This window comes from Cupriavidus sp. 05T42 (assembly GCF_056396345.1).
This window is the reverse complement of the sequence record NZ_JBFTLH010000001.1, coordinates 397526-413028: the sequence shown is the minus strand read 5'-3', so window position 1 is coordinate 413028 and position 15503 is coordinate 397526. Positions and strand designations below refer to the sequence as shown.

The 15503-nt window shown below is 66.0% G+C and carries 17 protein-coding genes and 1 riboswitch; of the genes, 7 read left to right on the top strand and 10 right to left on the bottom strand.

Going from position 1 to position 15503, the window contains the following annotated elements; genetic code table 11:
* Positions 1 to 3 precede the first annotated feature (3 nt).
* Positions 4 to 423: a hypothetical protein gene (locus AC1EJR_RS01800; RefSeq protein ID WP_255370773.1), complete on the bottom strand. Its 420-nt coding sequence runs from the start codon at positions 421 to 423 to the stop codon at positions 4 to 6.
* 166 nt (positions 424 to 589) lie between these two features.
* Here AC1EJR_RS01800 and AC1EJR_RS01795 point away from each other — a divergent pair, with 166 nt between their 5' ends.
* The gene (locus tag AC1EJR_RS01795) at positions 590 to 991 is read left to right on the top strand and encodes a hypothetical protein (protein ID WP_441591325.1); all 402 of its coding nucleotides are present in this window, start codon (positions 590 to 592) and stop codon (positions 989 to 991) included.
* A 150-nt stretch (positions 992 to 1141) separates the two neighbouring features.
* Here AC1EJR_RS01795 and AC1EJR_RS01790 read toward each other — a convergent pair whose 3' ends face one another.
* Positions 1142 to 2266 carry a porin gene (locus tag AC1EJR_RS01790; protein ID WP_477146847.1) on the bottom strand — a complete coding sequence of 375 codons (1125 nt, stop codon included), beginning with the start codon at positions 2264 to 2266 and terminating at the stop codon, positions 1142 to 1144.
* Between the two features lie 208 nt (positions 2267 to 2474).
* Between AC1EJR_RS01790 and AC1EJR_RS01785 the strand changes: the two genes are divergently transcribed.
* On the top strand, positions 2475 to 3110 hold the full coding sequence (locus AC1EJR_RS01785) for a MarR family winged helix-turn-helix transcriptional regulator (RefSeq protein ID WP_092293617.1): 636 nt from the start codon (positions 2475 to 2477) through the stop codon (positions 3108 to 3110).
* Here AC1EJR_RS01785 and AC1EJR_RS01780 read toward each other — a convergent pair.
* From AC1EJR_RS01780 to AC1EJR_RS01750, 7 genes are read right to left on the bottom strand one after another with little or no spacing between them, the layout of a single operon-like run.
* On the bottom strand, positions 3096 to 4037 hold the full coding sequence (locus tag AC1EJR_RS01780) for a hydroxymethylglutaryl-CoA lyase (RefSeq protein ID WP_477146846.1): 942 nt from the start codon (positions 4035 to 4037) through the stop codon (positions 3096 to 3098). The two genes, AC1EJR_RS01785 and AC1EJR_RS01780, sit on opposite strands and share 15 nt — an antisense overlap.
* A gap of 20 nt (positions 4038 to 4057) precedes the next feature.
* Positions 4058 to 5680, bottom strand: coding sequence for an AMP-binding protein (locus AC1EJR_RS01775; protein ID WP_454758051.1), 1623 nt, complete (start codon positions 5678 to 5680; stop codon positions 4058 to 4060).
* The gene (locus tag AC1EJR_RS01770) at positions 5677 to 6447 is read right to left on the bottom strand and encodes an enoyl-CoA hydratase/isomerase family protein (protein WP_477110627.1); all 771 of its coding nucleotides are present in this window, start codon (positions 6445 to 6447) and stop codon (positions 5677 to 5679) included. Before AC1EJR_RS01770 ends, AC1EJR_RS01775 begins: the two co-directional genes overlap by 4 nt.
* A gap of 33 nt (positions 6448 to 6480) precedes the next feature.
* Positions 6481 to 7680 carry a CaiB/BaiF CoA transferase family protein gene (locus AC1EJR_RS01765; protein ID WP_477113588.1) on the bottom strand — a complete coding sequence of 400 codons (1200 nt, stop codon included), beginning with the start codon at positions 7678 to 7680 and terminating at the stop codon, positions 6481 to 6483.
* A gap of 6 nt (positions 7681 to 7686) precedes the next feature.
* A complete protein-coding gene (locus tag AC1EJR_RS01760; RefSeq protein ID WP_092293628.1) occupies positions 7687 to 8418 on the bottom strand; it encodes an enoyl-CoA hydratase/isomerase family protein in 732 nt (243 codons plus the stop codon).
* A gap of 12 nt (positions 8419 to 8430) precedes the next feature.
* Entirely contained in the window at positions 8431 to 9387 is a 957-nt protein-coding gene (locus AC1EJR_RS01755) for an NAD(P)H-dependent flavin oxidoreductase (protein WP_477146845.1), read from the bottom strand.
* A 24-nt stretch (positions 9388 to 9411) separates the two neighbouring features.
* On the bottom strand, positions 9412 to 10377 hold the full coding sequence (locus tag AC1EJR_RS01750; protein WP_477113587.1) for a Bug family tripartite tricarboxylate transporter substrate binding protein: 966 nt from the start codon (positions 10375 to 10377) through the stop codon (positions 9412 to 9414).
* 125 nt (positions 10378 to 10502) lie between these two features.
* Between AC1EJR_RS01750 and AC1EJR_RS01745 the strand changes: the two genes are divergently transcribed.
* Complete coding sequence (locus tag AC1EJR_RS01745; RefSeq protein ID WP_092293635.1) at positions 10503 to 11192, top strand: ArsR/SmtB family transcription factor; 690 nt, start codon at positions 10503 to 10505, stop codon at positions 11190 to 11192.
* 33 nt (positions 11193 to 11225) lie between these two features.
* Positions 11226 to 11732: a DUF6630 family protein gene (locus AC1EJR_RS01740; RefSeq protein ID WP_092293637.1), complete on the top strand. Its 507-nt coding sequence runs from the start codon at positions 11226 to 11228 to the stop codon at positions 11730 to 11732.
* Between the two features lie 21 nt (positions 11733 to 11753).
* Here the strand turns inward: AC1EJR_RS01740 and AC1EJR_RS01735 are convergent, their stop codons facing one another.
* Entirely contained in the window at positions 11754 to 12764 is a 1011-nt protein-coding gene (locus AC1EJR_RS01735; protein ID WP_092293639.1) for a LysR family transcriptional regulator, read from the bottom strand.
* Positions 12765 to 12983: 219 nt separating this feature from the next.
* Between AC1EJR_RS01735 and AC1EJR_RS01730 the strand changes: the two genes are divergently transcribed.
* The 3 genes from AC1EJR_RS01730 (at position 12984) to AC1EJR_RS01720 (ending at position 15443) form a co-directional block, all read left to right on the top strand.
* Complete coding sequence (locus AC1EJR_RS01730) at positions 12984 to 13250, top strand: PepSY domain-containing protein (protein ID WP_092293641.1); 267 nt, start codon at positions 12984 to 12986, stop codon at positions 13248 to 13250.
* 2 nt (positions 13251 to 13252) lie between these two features.
* The gene (locus AC1EJR_RS01725; protein ID WP_477146844.1) at positions 13253 to 13804 is read left to right on the top strand and encodes a cytochrome b/b6 domain-containing protein; all 552 of its coding nucleotides are present in this window, start codon (positions 13253 to 13255) and stop codon (positions 13802 to 13804) included.
* Between the two features lie 75 nt (positions 13805 to 13879).
* Positions 13880 to 13978, top strand: a riboswitch (glycine riboswitch).
* Between the two features lie 163 nt (positions 13979 to 14141).
* Positions 14142 to 15443 carry a D-amino acid dehydrogenase gene (locus tag AC1EJR_RS01720; protein WP_477113586.1) on the top strand — a complete coding sequence of 434 codons (1302 nt, stop codon included), beginning with the start codon at positions 14142 to 14144 and terminating at the stop codon, positions 15441 to 15443.
* Positions 15444 to 15503: the final 60 nt, after the last annotated feature.

The window sequence follows — 15503 nt, the reverse complement described above, 5'->3', positions numbered from 1 at the left end:
CGGTCAATCCCTGCAGTAGCCTTCGCCCTGGCGAACCGTCAGACAGTTCTTCTTCCCGGCGAGCCATTTCATACCGGTCTCGGCGCCGTTGGTGGCGCGAATGACCTCCTTGGTCCCGTCGCGCTCGAATTCGATCGCGCCGTCGGCATACCGGCCCTCGAACTGGCGCGGGCCATCGAGGTTCTGCACGGTGACGTCGTACTTGCCATGGCCGCCGGCAAGCTCGAGTAACGTGCCTTCGGGGCCCGTCCACTTGCCGAGCCATTCATCGGTGCGCGGTGCGCTGGCCGTAGCTGGCGTGTCTGCCGTCTTCTGTGAAGACGCGTTGCGGTCCGAGCATCCTGCCACGGACACGATGGCGATCAGCAATGCGGCGAGGGATAGATGGGTTGTCTTCATCAGTCGATTGACGTGGGAATGCATGCGCGAATTCTCGCACGGCTGAAAACGAGATGATGCGCGTCTACCACTTGCGGGCGAGCCATCTGACACTGTATATTTATACAGTAGTCACGACACCCCGGAAAACTGGCCGCCCAAGCCCAGCCCGAGCGTCGTCTCCGCTTTCCCCCCACATCGAAAGGCAATCATGTTCGTGGACCGCACCGAAATCATCAACGCCGCCAAAACACTGCGCGCCAGCCAGGAAGAATCCAGGTACAGCAAGCTCGTCGCGCTCGCGAACAAGCAGCTCAAGGCTATGCAGGCAGCGATCCAGAAGGGCAAGGAAGAATTCGAGACCACTCTGGTACTCGATATCAACGAAGACAATCCGCAGGCAGTGGTGGAACCACGCGCGCAACGGCTGGCCGACGACCTCCGGGCACAGGGCTACACCGCAATGGTTACCACGTTTGCGGACGCCAGCACCGACCGCAAGGACTGGATGCCCAATATCACGATCGTCATCGGCCTGGGCGACATGGGCGCCGAAGCCGATAACGCGATCGCCGAAAGCACGGTGACCGAGGAAACCGAAGCAATGTCCTGACAGTTGCCGGGCGATGCAGGATGCCTGTTCCCTGCTGCTTCGATCCCAGTTCTTACGCCTGCATGCCTCCTGCTCTTCTCGGCTTGACGGGATAAAAAACGGCGCCAATCGATGGCGCCGTGAGTACTGCATGGTTCTGCGATTATCGGATCAGAACCGATGACGCATGCCGAGAAACACCCCAACGCTGTCGTCATGTCCGCCGTACGGGCCGTTCATGCTCGCGCTGACCTTGTTGTAGGTCGCCGCGAGGTAGGTGTCGGTMCGTTTGGAGAAGAAGTAGTCGCCAACGAGKAATGCGGACAGCTTGTGGCCGCTCCCTCCCGCCGCGTTGACGTTGTTGGCGGTATCGTAGATTGCGGCCGCCTTCACGACCACGGCTTGCGTGACCTGGTACGTGGTGCCGAACTGGAACACGTGGTCCGTTCTTGCGGCCGTGCCAGTGCCGATGTTGGTGATACCCGGGTTGGCGTAGAACTGCGCATTGGTGCCGTAGGTCGGCGCGAAGTCCTGGCTGGCGGATGGGGCGAACGCTGCATCCCGCCGCGTGTAAAGGTAGTAGCTGTGGAGCGTAACGGGACCCATCACGTATGACGCGCCAACGCCGGCGTTGGTCTGCTTGTTCCTGGCGGGATCTCGCGCCTGCTGGCCCACCAGACCCAGACCGAGCGGCCCGCGGGTATAGCCCACGCCCGCCGCATAGGTCGAACCCGCCGATGCACCGCCTGCAAGTTCGCCAGCCGAGTAGGCCGCCTCCACCTTCAGCGGTCCCACGACCTGCTGATATTTGAGCGAGTTGTCGAGCCGCGAGCCTTCCAGCAACTGCACCCAGACATCACTCGCGCCGGTATTGCCCCAGCCAATGGTGTCGAACGGGAGCAGGATATCGAACGGCACGCTGTACTGGCGGCCGAGCGTGATCTGCCCGTAGTCTGCATTGAGCCCGACCCAGGCCTGACGGCCGAACAACCGCCCGCCCTGCAGCGACACCCCGGCGTCCGGGCTAAACCCCGACTCCAGCCTGAAGACCGCAGAAGTACCGCCCCCAAGGTCCTCGCTGCCCAGAATCCCCCAACGCGATCCGTTGAAGAAGCCCGGCACGACGCCCACAGCGCCGCCACTGCCCGTGGCGCGCCCCGCCGCGTTCGTCGCAGCCACCTGATGCGATTGATAGGCAATCGCCGTATCGATCAGTCCGTATAGCGTGACCGATGTCTGAGCATGCGCGGCGCCCGCAACCGTCAGCATGATGCCAAATGTGGAAATCTTCTTCATGACGTCAGCCCACCCGTCGTGCTGGCCTTTGTCATGGCTCCCTTGCCGTCCATTCCGTCTCCTCCTCTTGTTTTACCGCCCTTGAATTGGTTTCCAATGTAAATTACATGATGGACATCGTCAACTATATGGGCGTGGCAATCTGTCGCTTGCCGTGGACAATGCAGTTAGAATCGTTGACAGATTCAACTAACGGGAGCCTTCGCCAATGAGCGCAACGAAACGCAACGCCGGTGCCGCGCCGCGGATCATTACCGACCTGCTTTCCTCACGTCTGCACAACCTGGCAGGCCTCTCCGCCGCGAGCGCATCGTTGCGCGTGCAGCGCAAGTTCGGGCTGACACTGCTGGAATGGCGATCGATTGGCATGCTCGGCGCGCACGCACCGCTTTCCTTGAAGGAGCTCGCACGACGCGCCGCATTGGACAAGAGCTATGCCAGCCGCACCGTATCGGGTCTAATCGAGCGCGGACTGATCGTCAGCGAGCGTAGCGATACCGATGCCCGCGCGGTGCTGCTGAGCCTGACCAAGGCCGGCGATGCGCTCTACCGAAAGGTGATCGTTGACGCCAACGCGCGTAACGAGCGGCTGCTGAGTCCGCTCAGCGCCGAGCAGCGCAAACAGTTGATGGAAATGCTGTCGATGCTCACCACCAGCGCGCGCGACGTGCTGGATGAAGAGCGGCGGGCCGCTGCGGGAGAGACCATCGACGAAGCGGAGACCCCGGCGCCGGCGGCTGACGCCGCCACGGAACAGGGTGGCGGCGCCGACCTCGATCTCGCCGAAATCCGCTCGCTGGTATCGCGCCTCAACCGGCTCGTGGGTGGCTCAGGCGGCGTGTAATACGGCGCGTAGCGGGTTCAGGCCGCTACGCAACACCCGGCTGTGCAACGGTCGACCGAGCACGGCTTCGCATTGCTTCGCAACCGCCAGCATGCCGTCCAGATCGATGCCGGTTCGGACGCCCATCGCGTCAAGCAGCGCCACCCAGTCCTCGGTGCACACGTTTCCGGTATGTCCGCCCCCGTACTGTACCTTGGCGGGATGACCGCCCACGCCGCCCATCGCGCAATCGAAGTGAGTCACCCCGGCTTCCAGCGCGGCAACATAGTTGACCAGGCCAGTGCCACGTGTGTCATGGAAATGCGCAATCGGGGTAACGTCCGGGAAGGCCTTCCGCATGGCGCGGAACAACGCACGCACGGTTAGGGGCGTCGCCATGCCGGTCGTGTCGCCGAGCGTCACGAACCTGACACCGGCATCGCGAAACCGCCCCACATCGCGCAGGACTTCCTGCGGATCGACATGGCCCTCGAACGGGCAGCCGAACGCGACCGAGATCGTGCCGATCATGCGGAAGCGCCCGCGCGCCGCATCAGCCATCGCGCGAATGTTCAGCCATTGATMGTCCCGGCTGCGCTTGAGGTTGCGCTCCGAGTGCGACGACGAGGCCGACACCAGCAGGCTCACCTCGGTGGCCCCGAAACCGGCCTCCAGGTCCGCGAGCGCGCGTTGCACCGCGTGGCCGTTAGCGCATGTCGCCTTGTACATCACGCCTTCTCGGCGTGGCAGCGTACGCAGTAGCTCGGTAGCATCCGCAAACTGCGGCACGACCTTCGGATTCGAGTACGACGTGGCCTCCACGCGGGGAAAGCCGATGGCCGCAAATCGATCGACGAGGGCCACCTTGGTTTCGGTGGACACAAAATCGGGCTCATGCTGCAACCCATCGCGGGCAAAGCACTCACAGAGGACGACTTCGGCAGTCATGGATGTCTCCGGCGCGGGATTCATGGGTTCGACGGGTGAAACAACGCGATGGCGTGCTCGCGCAGCTTGTTCTTCTGCACCTTGCCGCTGGCGGTCATGCCGATGCGCTCGAAGTCCGTCACGATGGCGGCGTAGCGCGGGGTACGGAAATTTGCCATGCGCGGCCTGGCCCATGCGAGCAACGTCTCGGCATCCAGCGTCGCGCCGGCCTTGAGCGTGACGAACGCGGCCGGCACTTCGCCCAGCCTCGCGTCGGGCACCCCCACCACCTGGGCTGAAGCCACGGCGGGATGGGACAGCAGGGCCTGTTCCACTTCGGCAGGCGCCACGTTCTCACCGCCGACACGGAACACGTCCTTGAGCCGGCCGACCAGCCGCAGGCGTCCATCGGTGCGCAACGCCCCAAGATCACCGGTGCGCAGCCAGCCGTCCGCGGTGAATACCTTGGCGTTCGCCTCGGGCTGCTTGTAGTAGCCCCGCATGACGCCCCAGCCCTTGACCTGGATCTCGCCCACCTCGTCGACGCCACAGACGACGCCCGACGCCTCATCGATGATCCGCACCGCCACGCCTTCATGCGGGAGCGCGAACCCACCCACGCGAAGCGCTGCATCGTCGCGCCAGTCATTGATCACGACGTTGGGCGACGCCTCCGACAGCCCATACGCCCAGCAAATCGTCTCGATGCCCATCTCGTCGATGATGCGCTGCATCGTGTCGGCGCCTGCCGCGGCCCATCCACCGCGCAGATGCAAACGCGAGCGGTCGAACGACGGGTGGGAGATCAGCATCTGGAACAACGTCTCATTGCCCGAGATGAACGTGCAGCGCTCCCGCTCCATCATCGCCAGCGCGGCGCCGGCATCGAACGTCGGCAGGGTGGCGATGCTCGCGCCCGCGCACAGCGCGCAAAGGAGGGACAGCGTGGAGCCGGCCACATGAAAGAACGGCCGACAGTTGAAATAGCAATCCGATGCTTCGATGCCAAGCCGCTGCCCGACAGCCGAGGCGTTGCGCAGCATATTGTCGTGCGTGAGCATCACGCCCTTCGGGTACGCCGTGGTGCCCGACGTGAACTGGATCAGCAGCAGGTCATCCGGCGTCACGGCGCGCATGGCTTTCGCGAGCGCTTCATCGCTCAGGGCATCGCCGGCGGCGAGAAATGCCTCCCAGCCGATCCCAGCGTGCGGCACATCGTTGCCGACCACCACCACGTCGCCGAGCAGTGGCAGCGCCTGCCCCGGCAGTTCATGGTCGACAGCGGGTTCCACCTCGCGGAGGAAACCCATGAAATCGATCTTCAGGAAGCGGTCCGCCAGGATCAGCAGCCGCACATCGGACTGGCGCAGGCAGTACTCGATTTCCGCAGCCTTGAAGCGGGTGTTGACCGGCACGGTCACGGCACCGATCAGCGCTGCGCCGTAGAAGCTCGCCACCCAATTCACATCGTTACCGCACAGCAGGCCGACGAATTCTCCGCGCTTCACGCCGCGCGCCAGCAGCGCCTTGGCAACGCGGCGCGATTGCGCTTCGAGGTCGCGCCACGTGGCGGCCCCGTCAGGCGTGACCAACGCGCGCCGCGCCCCACCCAAGCTGGCCTGCTGCGCCAACACTGCTGCCAATGTGCGAGGTTCCCACGTCATGCTCTACCTCCAAATCCACCAATTCCCGCCCGCCAGTCGGAGCGGGCCAGGTTCTCTTCGATTGCCAGAAGTTCTTCCGCCAGCGCACCGCGCGGGCCCAGCTCGATGCCGCGATCGATGCAGCGTTTGGCCAGGCGCATGCCCAGCGGCGGTGCCTTGGCGATGCTTGCCGCCATGGCGGCCACTTCGGCGTCCAGGCTCTCAGGCACGACAATGCGCGTGACGAGGCCGACGTCCTGCGCTTCCGCCGCCGTCAGGCGTCGTCCGGTGAACATCATGTCCTTGGCCAGCCGCTTGCCGACGATGCGCGCCAGTCGCTGGGTTGCACCCACGGTGCCCCACTGCGCCTCAGGCGTCCAGAAGGTGGCGTCGGGCGTGGCCACAGCCAGGTCGCAGGCGGCGGCAATCTCCACGCCAGAACCGGCCGCCGAACCGGCTACCACCGCGATCACTGGCATCGGCAGGCGTTCCAGCGCGTCGTAGGCAAAGAATCCACGCATGCGGCGGGCCAGCACCTGCGCTTCATCCATCGTCTTGCGCTCCTTGAGGTCGGCGCCGGCGCAGAACGCCGGACCGGCAGCGCGCACCAGCACCACGCGCACGTCCGGATCGGCGGCAGCCGCCGTGGCGGCAGCCTGCAACCCCTCGCACATGGCCAGGTTCAGCGCATTGCGGCTATCCGGCCGGTTCAGCGTGATGGTGGCAACGCCGCCTTCCACCGCGTAGAGCACGGCGGGGGCTGTGCCCGTTTCGTTCGATTCAGTCATGGTTATCTCGATACGCCTCGGTTTGGCTACGCCTTAGATGGCCTTGGCTTCGCGCAGGGCCTTCACGCGTTGGGCGTCCATGCCCAGCCAGTCGCGCAGCACGTCGCCCGTATGCTCGCCAAGCAGCGGGGGCCKTCCCACCTCGGGGTTGTCCCAGCCGTCGAAGCGCAGCGGCACTGGCAGCGCCTGAAACGTGCCGATGACAGGATGATCGAATTCCGCCACCATGCCCCGCGCTTGCACATGGGGATCGGACAGGACTTCATCCACCGACTTGATCGGGCCGGCGGGCACACCCGCGTTGTCCATGGCCTCGCACAGCGCGGCACCCTCACACGCCGCGATGGCCTCGGTCAGCCGCTGCATCACTTCATCGCGCCGGCGCACGCGGCCGGCGTTCGTCTGGAGTTCCGGATCGGCGCCCCATGTCTCGAGTTTCAGCACCTGGCAGAGCAGCACCCAGTGCTGGTCACTCGCCGTAATATGGAGCCAGCGGCCGCACGCAGCCTGGAAACTCGCCGATGGCACGCGGCCGGGGTGCTCCGTGCCCATGCGCGGCGGCACTTCGTGCAGCGTGAACCAACGCGCCGCCGCCAGCGTGAGCAGGCTGACCTGTGCGTCGAACATCGAAAGATCGATGTGACAGCCCTGCCCTGACGCACTGCGGCCTTGCAGCGCCGAGAGCACGGCGATGGCGGCCCACAGGCCGGACGTCAGGTCTGCCATCGGCAAGCCGGGCTTCACGGGCCCACCGCCGCGCTCGCCGGTCAGGCTCATCAGCCCGCCCATCGCCTGGAACACGGTGTCGTAGCCCTTGCGCGCGGCGTAGGGGCCGGTCTGCCCGAACCCGGTACAGGAAAGATAGACCAGCTTCGGATTGATCTCGCGCAGCGTCTCGGGGCCGAGTCCATAGCGCTTGAGCGTGCCGACCGGGAAGTTCTCGATCACCACATCGACCTTGGCCGCCAGATCCCGCACGATCTGTTGCCCCGCCTCATTGCGCAGGTTGATCGTGATCGACTGCTTGCTCCGATTGAACGCCATGAAGTAGGCGCTTTCGCTCCCCCCCTCGGCCTCCACCTGCGGTTCGAAACTGCGGGTCTCGTCACCGGCGCCGGGCTGCTCGACCTTGATCACCGTGGCACCGAGTTCCGCAAGGATCATCGAGGCGAACGGGCAGGCCAGCACCCGCGAGAGGTCGAGAATCGTGATGTGTTCGAGTGGCTTGTTCATGGCGCGCTACCGCTCCGTCCGCACAAAGCTGCGCATGCGCTTGTTGGCTTCGCGCCCGACCTCCAGACCCGCTTCCAGCGGCAGGTCCACCACGCGGTGGAACGTCTGCTTGGTGGTGGCCATGGCCGCACGACTGACCTCTGCCAGACGACTGGCCAGCGCCATGGTCTCCTCCATCAGCAGGTGGTCGTCATGCACGGCGTTGACCATGCCCAGCGCGACAGCGCGCTCCGCATCGATCGATTCGCCGGTGGCCACGAGGTGAAATGCCGCCTTGCGGCCAATCTGCCGCGTCAGATTGGGCAGGACGATCGCGGCCACGATGCCATGCTTCACTTCCGGATAGCCGATGCGGGCCGAGCGCGCGGCGAGGGCCAGATCGCATGCAATGGCCAGCCCTGCACCACCGCCCATCGCGAAGCCGTTGATGGCGGCAATCACCGGCTTGCTCATCCGCGAGACGCTGAGATGCAACTGCATCGTCAGCGCGGCGCGCTCTTCCACGCGCGACATCTGGTCCGAGGTCAGGTCCTTGAACTCGCCGATGTCGGCACCGGCGCAGAAGGCCGAGCCATTGCCCGTGAGCACGACGACGTGCACGGCATCATCGGCTTCGGCCGCCGCCAACGCCTCCACCAGCCCACGCGTCAGGGCATTGTTCAGCGCGTTGCGCTTTTCCGGGCGGTTCATGCGCAGCACGCGCACCTGGCCGACATCCTCAATCTGCAGTTCGCTCATGTCCCCACCTCTCTACTTCCATTGATTTGCCATACGCGCCATCGCTTCGCGCGTCTCTGCCGCAATGCGTTCGACCAACACGCCGGCGGGCACTAGCCCATCGATCAGCGCGGCGCTCTGGCCCGCCTCGACCTTGCCCTGCTCGACATCGCCATCCAGGGCGGCCATCTTGAGCGACCGGCTGCCGAACAGCGCCTCGAGCGCCTCGCGCGGCTGACCTGCCCGTTCCGCCGCCTCGTACTCGTCGGTGAACGCATTGCGCACCGCACGAATCGGCAGGCCACGCCAGCCCACGAGCGTGGTATCGCCCACCCCGGCCGCCAGCACCTTCTCCTTGTAGGCGTCGTGCAGCGAGGCCTCGGGGGTCAGGAGGAAGCKGGTGCCCATCTGCACGGCATCCGCGCCGAGGCAAAGCATGGCCGCAACGCCCGCGCCATCGGCAATCCCGCCGCCGGCCACGATCGGCAAGTCAACGGCACGCGCAATCAATCGCACCAGCACCAGCGTGCTCGTACCGCTGGGCGGCGGATGTCCACCCGCCTCGCCGCCCACCACGACCAGCCCATCGACGCCGGCGGACGCCGCCTTGCGCGCATGGTCGGGATGCGCCACCACGTGTAGCCACTTGACCCCGGCGGCCTTGAAGCGGTCGATGTGTTCGCGCGGACTGCCTTGTGACGCGATGAGGATCGGCACGCCTTCGTCCAGCACGATCTGCAGATGCTCGGCCGCCCGTTTGTTGTACAGGGCGACGTTGACCGCGAACGGCGCATCGGTGATCTCGCGCACTTCGCGAATCGCACGGCGCAGGTCGTCGGGCCGCATCGGGCCAGCCGCGATCACGCCCAGGCCGCCGGCCTTCGACACCGCCCCGACGAGCGGAGAACTCGACGACGCCCAGCTCATGCCCGCCTGGATGATGGGGTAGCGGATCCCAAGCAATTCGGTGATTCGCGTCTTGATGCTCATCTGTTGATTCCTCTGCAAAAGCGGTTACTCCGCGGTGATGCCTGCTGCCTTGATCACCGGCCCCCATCGCCCCTGCTCGGACTTGATCAGCGCGCGGTAGGCGTCGGGGGTGCTGGACTGTGCGATACCGCCCTGCTCGGCAAACTTCTCGATGAGGTCGGGGGTACGCAATGCGGCGGTGACGGCATCGACGATCTTGCGGGACACATCGTCGGGCAGGCCACGTGGCGCGACGATGCCGTACGCCCCTGCGGCAAGCACCTTCGGCAAGCCGGCTTCGGCCGCCGTGGGCACATCGGGAAGCGCCGCGAGCCGCTTGGTGTCCGTCACCATCAGCGCGCGAAGCTTGCCGCCCTTGATCAGGTGCGCGACCGCCGGGACTTCGGCGATGAACATGTCCACCTGTCCGCCCATCAGGTCCTGCACGGCGGGCGCGCCGCCCTTGTATGGCACGTGGCGCAGGCGGATGCCCGCTTCGCGCTGGAATAGCGCGCCAACCACGTGCGTGCTGCTACCCACGCCCGCAGACGCAACGGTGAACTTCTCCGGCTCGCGCTTGGCCGCTGCCTGCAGATCCGCGACCGATTTGAAGGGAGAGCTGGCATTGACCACCAGCAGGTTCGGGGTGGAGACCATCGTGCTCAGGTAGGCCACGTCCTTGAGCGGGTCGAATGGCATCTTGGGAGAAATGAACGGTGCGTAGACCATCGCGCCCGTACCGGCCATGCCCAGCGTATAGCCGTCTGCCGTGGCACGCGTCACGCCCGAGATACCCACGAGCCCCCCGGCGCCGGGCCGGTTCTCCACGACGATCGTCTGCCCGATCCGCGTGGTCATGGACTTGGCGAGCGTGCGCGCCATCACGTCAGCCGGCCCGCCGGCCGCGAACGGCACCACCAGAACGATCGGCCGGTCCGGATAGGCCGCCTGCGCAGGGCTGACCGTCAACAGGGCAGCCGTCCACAGCGAGTACATCAGGCGCAACATCATGTCTCCTTTATTAGAACTGCCTGGATATTTGTGGACATAGTATTTTATATCGTTGCGTTTGTCCACTATATGGTTGTACGCATCTCGCTCTATACTTCATCCGTCGTTTCACTCCGCACTGAACTATGGAATACGCTCCTGGCATCAGCCAGCTTGCTGGGCTGCTGGCCGACCCCGGCCGTGCGGCCATGTTGTGGGCGTTGATGGATGGCAGCGCGCGGCCGGCCGGCGAACTGGCGATGATTGCCGGGCTGTCGGCCTCGTCCACCAGCGGCCATCTCGCCCGCATGTCCGAAGGCGGCCTGCTCGCCGTGGAGACGCGTGGGCGCAATCGCTATTACCGGCTGGCCACGCCGGAAATTGGTGTGGCCATCGAGGCGCTTGCGTCGGCGTCGCTGGCCAGCCAGCCGCCGCGCGTGCGTGCCGTGCCGGTCTCCCGCACGGCGCCGCCGGCGCTGCGACAGGCTCGCACCTGTTATGACCATCTGGCTGGGGAACTTGCGGTGGGTCTTTTCGAACGAATGTCCGAAGCGGGCTGGCTGATCGTGTCGGGCAGCGCCGTCGACCTCAGCGCCCCCGGCGCGGAGGCGATGGGGCAGCTTGGCATCGACCTGGGCGCCACCCGCCGCAAGCGCCGGCAGTTCGCCTGCACCTGCCCGGACTGGAGCGAACGCAAGCCCCATCTGGGCGGGGCGCTCGGCGCGGCGCTGCTCGACAGCCTGCTGGCACGCGGATGGATCGAGCGTACGGACACGTCGCGCGCCCTGCGCGTGACGCCTCGCGGCCAGCGCGAAATCGTGAACGTGGCAGCCTGACGGATATGAATACCGAAGCCAGAGGAGGAGCAGATGGCAATTGAACTGGACGACGACGCGCAAGACGCCATCAGCCGGCTATTCGCGCTGATTAACCTCGGCGACAGCGCCCAGACCAGCCGGCAGTTTTCGCTGTTCGAGGAAGCGCTGGAAGACGCCGAGGAAGACGAGATCGATGCCGCCGGCCTGCTGTGGCAGGTCAAGGACATCATCGATTGGGAATCCGGCTTTTATGTCGACTGGAAAGACGCCGAGTCCTTTATCGGCTGCCTGAACCAGCTTTGCGAGCGGATCGACCTCGAGGTGGACTGGGGCACCGAGGACACCGAGGACGAAGACTTCCTGGAGGGCACGAGCGTGCCCGAGCTGATGGAGATCGTCGCCACGCAGCTACGCATGGCCGGCTACACGCTCTGGAACTGGGATACCGGCGGCGACGCCTACGGCGGCTGGATCACGCGCAGCGAAGACGACGAAGAGATACTCGAGATCGCCGACACGCTCGGCTTCGACATCCGTCCCGGCGACCAGCCCTACTGACCGACCGGCTCGCCTGGAAACTCAGTCGAGCCCGATCACCACCGCGCCGCCGTCACCGTCCGGGGTATCGGCGATGTCGGCGCTGTCCGATCCATCCGTGCCCCCCAGCGCCTTGGCGCGCGGTGCCGGGCGCCGGGTCTCCGGCACGCCCAGCGTTTCCTCGAGCACAGTGAGGAAGGCCCGCACGCTCGGCGGCATCAGCTTGCGCGCGGGCATCAGCACGTACACCTTCAGCGGCGACGACGTATAGCCGGGCAGCACGCGCACCAGTTGGCCGTGCACCAGATGCTCGTGCACGAAGCGGGGCGACATGCGCGCCACGCCCAGCCCATCCAGCGCGGCCTTGAGCCGGACTTCAGCGTTATGCGTGGAGATGCGCGGCGAGACGTCCATGGCGAAGGTTTCCACCCCATCGCGCAGGAATTCCCATTGCACATCGTCGAGGTTGCCGAGCGTCGGCCAGCCCTTCAGGTCCTGCGGCGCGCGCGGCAGGCCGTGCTCGCGGATCAGCGCGGGCGCCGCATAGAACGCACGCTCGATCAGCACCACGCGCTTGCTCGCGAACGAGCTGTCGTGGAGGTTGGTGTCGGTCATGACGAAGGCGAGGTCATAGCCGTGGCGAATCAGGTCGGGCTGGTCCCAGCTCATGTCCAGTTCCACATGCAGCGACGGGTGCAGCTTAAGTAACCTGGAGAGCGAGGCGGACAGGTGCTGCGAACCCACCTCGTAAGGCGTGGCGATGCGCAGCGTGCCGCTGACCTCGGCACTCACCGAGGCGGCCTCGGCGCTGATCTCGCGCAACTCGCCAAACAGGGGCGCCACGCGGTCATAGAGCTGCTGGCCGCGCTGGGTCACGCGCACGCGCCGCGTGGTCCGCTCGAACAGGCGCACACCAAGCTGGGTTTCCAGCCGGGCAACCGCCGCGCTGGCCGATGACTTGGGCACTTCCGCCAGTTCGGCGCCCTGCGTGAAGCCGCCCCCTTCCACCACGCGGCAGAAGATTTCCCAGTCTTTCCAGTCGATCGATTTCATGCAGACACCTTCGTCACCCACGCCCTGTGGGCGAGGCGGAATTGTCCCACAGCCCGGACAATCCCGCTGCCGACGTTCACGCCGATAGCCGCCGCGCCGGGCGGCGCGCACGGCATTTGATGCAGGTCATCGTGCGGGAAAACATTGATTGGGAATTGTTCTTGTTACCGCGTACGATTCCGGCATCCGCCCCGGATGGGGCTTCTTGCGGGAGCTGCAATGCTGAAAGTGGCCGTACTTCTCATCGCCGGTGCGTTTTCCACGGGGGCCTTCGCGGGCGCCAAGTGCGACAAGCATCCGAAGTCCGAATGGATGCCCGAGGCCGACGCCAAGGCCAAGATCGCGGCCCAGGGCTACAACATCAAGAAGTTCAAGGTGGACGGCAACTGCTACGAGATCTATGGCACCACCAAGGACGGCAAGAAGGCCGAGATCTACTTCGACACGAAGACGCTCGACATCGTGAAGTCCGAGATCGAGAAGTAAGCATGTCGGTGCCGGCCGGCCAGCTGCGCAATACCACCACGCTCCGCGTCTGGGACGTGGTGGTGCGGCTCACGCACTGGAGCGTGGCGGCCATCGTCTGCTACGACCTCATCGACGATTCCGGCGACCAGATGCACCGCGTGCTGGGCTACGTGGCCGCCGGACTTGTGCTGTTTCGCATTCTCTGGGGCTTCATCKGCAGCGAACACGCGCGCTTCCGCGCCTGGCTGCCGCGCCCCGCCGGCGTGCTGGCCCATGCCCGGGCCATGGCCCGGCGCCGCACGCCGCGCTTCATCAGCCACACCCCGCTCGGCGCGGTGATGATGCTGGCGATGTGGACCCTGATCCTGCTGCTCGCCGTTACCGGCTGGCTCTCCCGCTTCGACGCGTTCTGGGGCGAGGACTGGCCCATCGACATCCATCGCTGGCTCTCCAACACGCTGCTCGGGCTGGTGGTGGTGCACGCGCTGGTGGCCATCGTTACCAGCGTGGCCGGCAAGGAAAACCTGGTCGGGGCGATGATCACCGGCCGCAAGCCGCGCGACCTCGACTAACCTGGGGTTGCCGCGCCGGCGCCGCCCGTGGCATAGTAGCCCCGTCATACCGCATCACCCGCCATACCCGTTTTACCCGCGTTATCGGGAGAGACTGTGCCTGCCGCCCGGCAGGCCGGCGCCGAAGGAGCAACCGCCCCGGAAACTCTCAGGCCAAAGGACCGGTAACGCCATTGCACTCTGAAGAACCCCGGCTCGCGTCAGCCGACGGTACMGAAGGAGCAAGCGATGCGCCCGCGCGCATCGTGAATCTCTCAGGTCAAGGACAGAGGGGGCGTGCGTCGCGCATGGTGCGCCACGTACCCCCCATCCACGACGTCCTGGAAGACCTGACAACATGAAGACAATCGCTGTCATCGGCGGTGGCATCACCGGCGTGACGACCGCTTACGCCCTCGCCAAACGTGGTTTCGCGGTCACACTGCTCGAGCGCCATCGCTACGCCGCCATGGAAACCTCGTTCGCCAATGGCGGCCAGCTCTCCGCGTCGAACGCCGAGGTCTGGACCCACCGCTCCACGCTGGTCAAGGGCATCAAGTGGATGCTCCGCAACGACGCGCCGCTGCTCGTGAACCCCCGCCCCACCTGGCATAAGCTGAGCTGGTTCGCCGAGTTCATCGCCGCCATGCCGCACTACCGGGCCAACACGATCGAGACCGCCCGCCTGGCCATCGCCGCCCGCGCGCACCTGTTCGGCTGGGCCGAGGCGGAAGGCATCGACTTCGACCTCAAGCGGCAGGGCATCCTCCATATCTACCGGGACAAGGCCGGCTTCGACCATGCCGGCGAGGTCTCCACGCTGCTGGCCGAGGGCGGCCTGCCGCGCCGCGCGGTCACACCCGAGGAAATGCGCGCGATCGAGCCGACGCTGGCCGGCCAGTACTACGGCGGCTACTACACCGAGAGCGACGCCACCGGCGACATCCACAAGTTCACCTCCGGCCTGGCCGCGGCGGCCCAGCGGCTGGGCGTGGTCACGCGCTACAGCCAGGACGTGCAGGCGGTCAACTCGGACGGCCGCACGGCCACCATCACCGTCCGCGACGGTAATCAGACAAGTTCGACAACCTTCGACGCCGTAGTGGTCTGCGCCGGCGTGGCCAGCCGGCAGTTCGCCACGCAACTGGGCGACCGCGTGAACATCTACCCGGTGAAGGGCTATTCGATCACGGTGAACTTGCCCGACGCCGCCAGCCAGGCTGCGGCGCCCACGGTCAGCCTGCTCGACGACGAGACCAAGCTCGTGACCAGCCGGCTCGGCGTGGACCGTTTCCGCGTGGCCGGCACGGCCGAGTTCAACGGCATCGACCGCGACATCCGCGCGGACCGCATCCGGCCCCTGATCGACTGGGTCAACACCTGCTTCCCCGGCGTGAGCACGCGCAGCGTGGTGCCGTGGGCAGGGCTGCGGCCGATGATGCCGAACATGATGCCGCGCGTGGGGCGCGGACGGCAGGCCAACGTGTTCTACAACACGGGCCACGGGCATCTGGGGTGGACGTTGTCGGCGGTGACGGCCGAGATGGTGGGCGATGTCATCCGGCTGGCGGCGGTACCGCGTGCTTTCTCCCCTCTCCCGCTTGCGGGAGAGGGGTTGGGGGAGAGGGCCGGCGTGACCGGACGCGATATCGCTGCCTGAACCGCCAGCCCTCTCCCCCGCCCCTCTCCCTGAGGGAGAGGGGCGGCAACCATCGCGCCA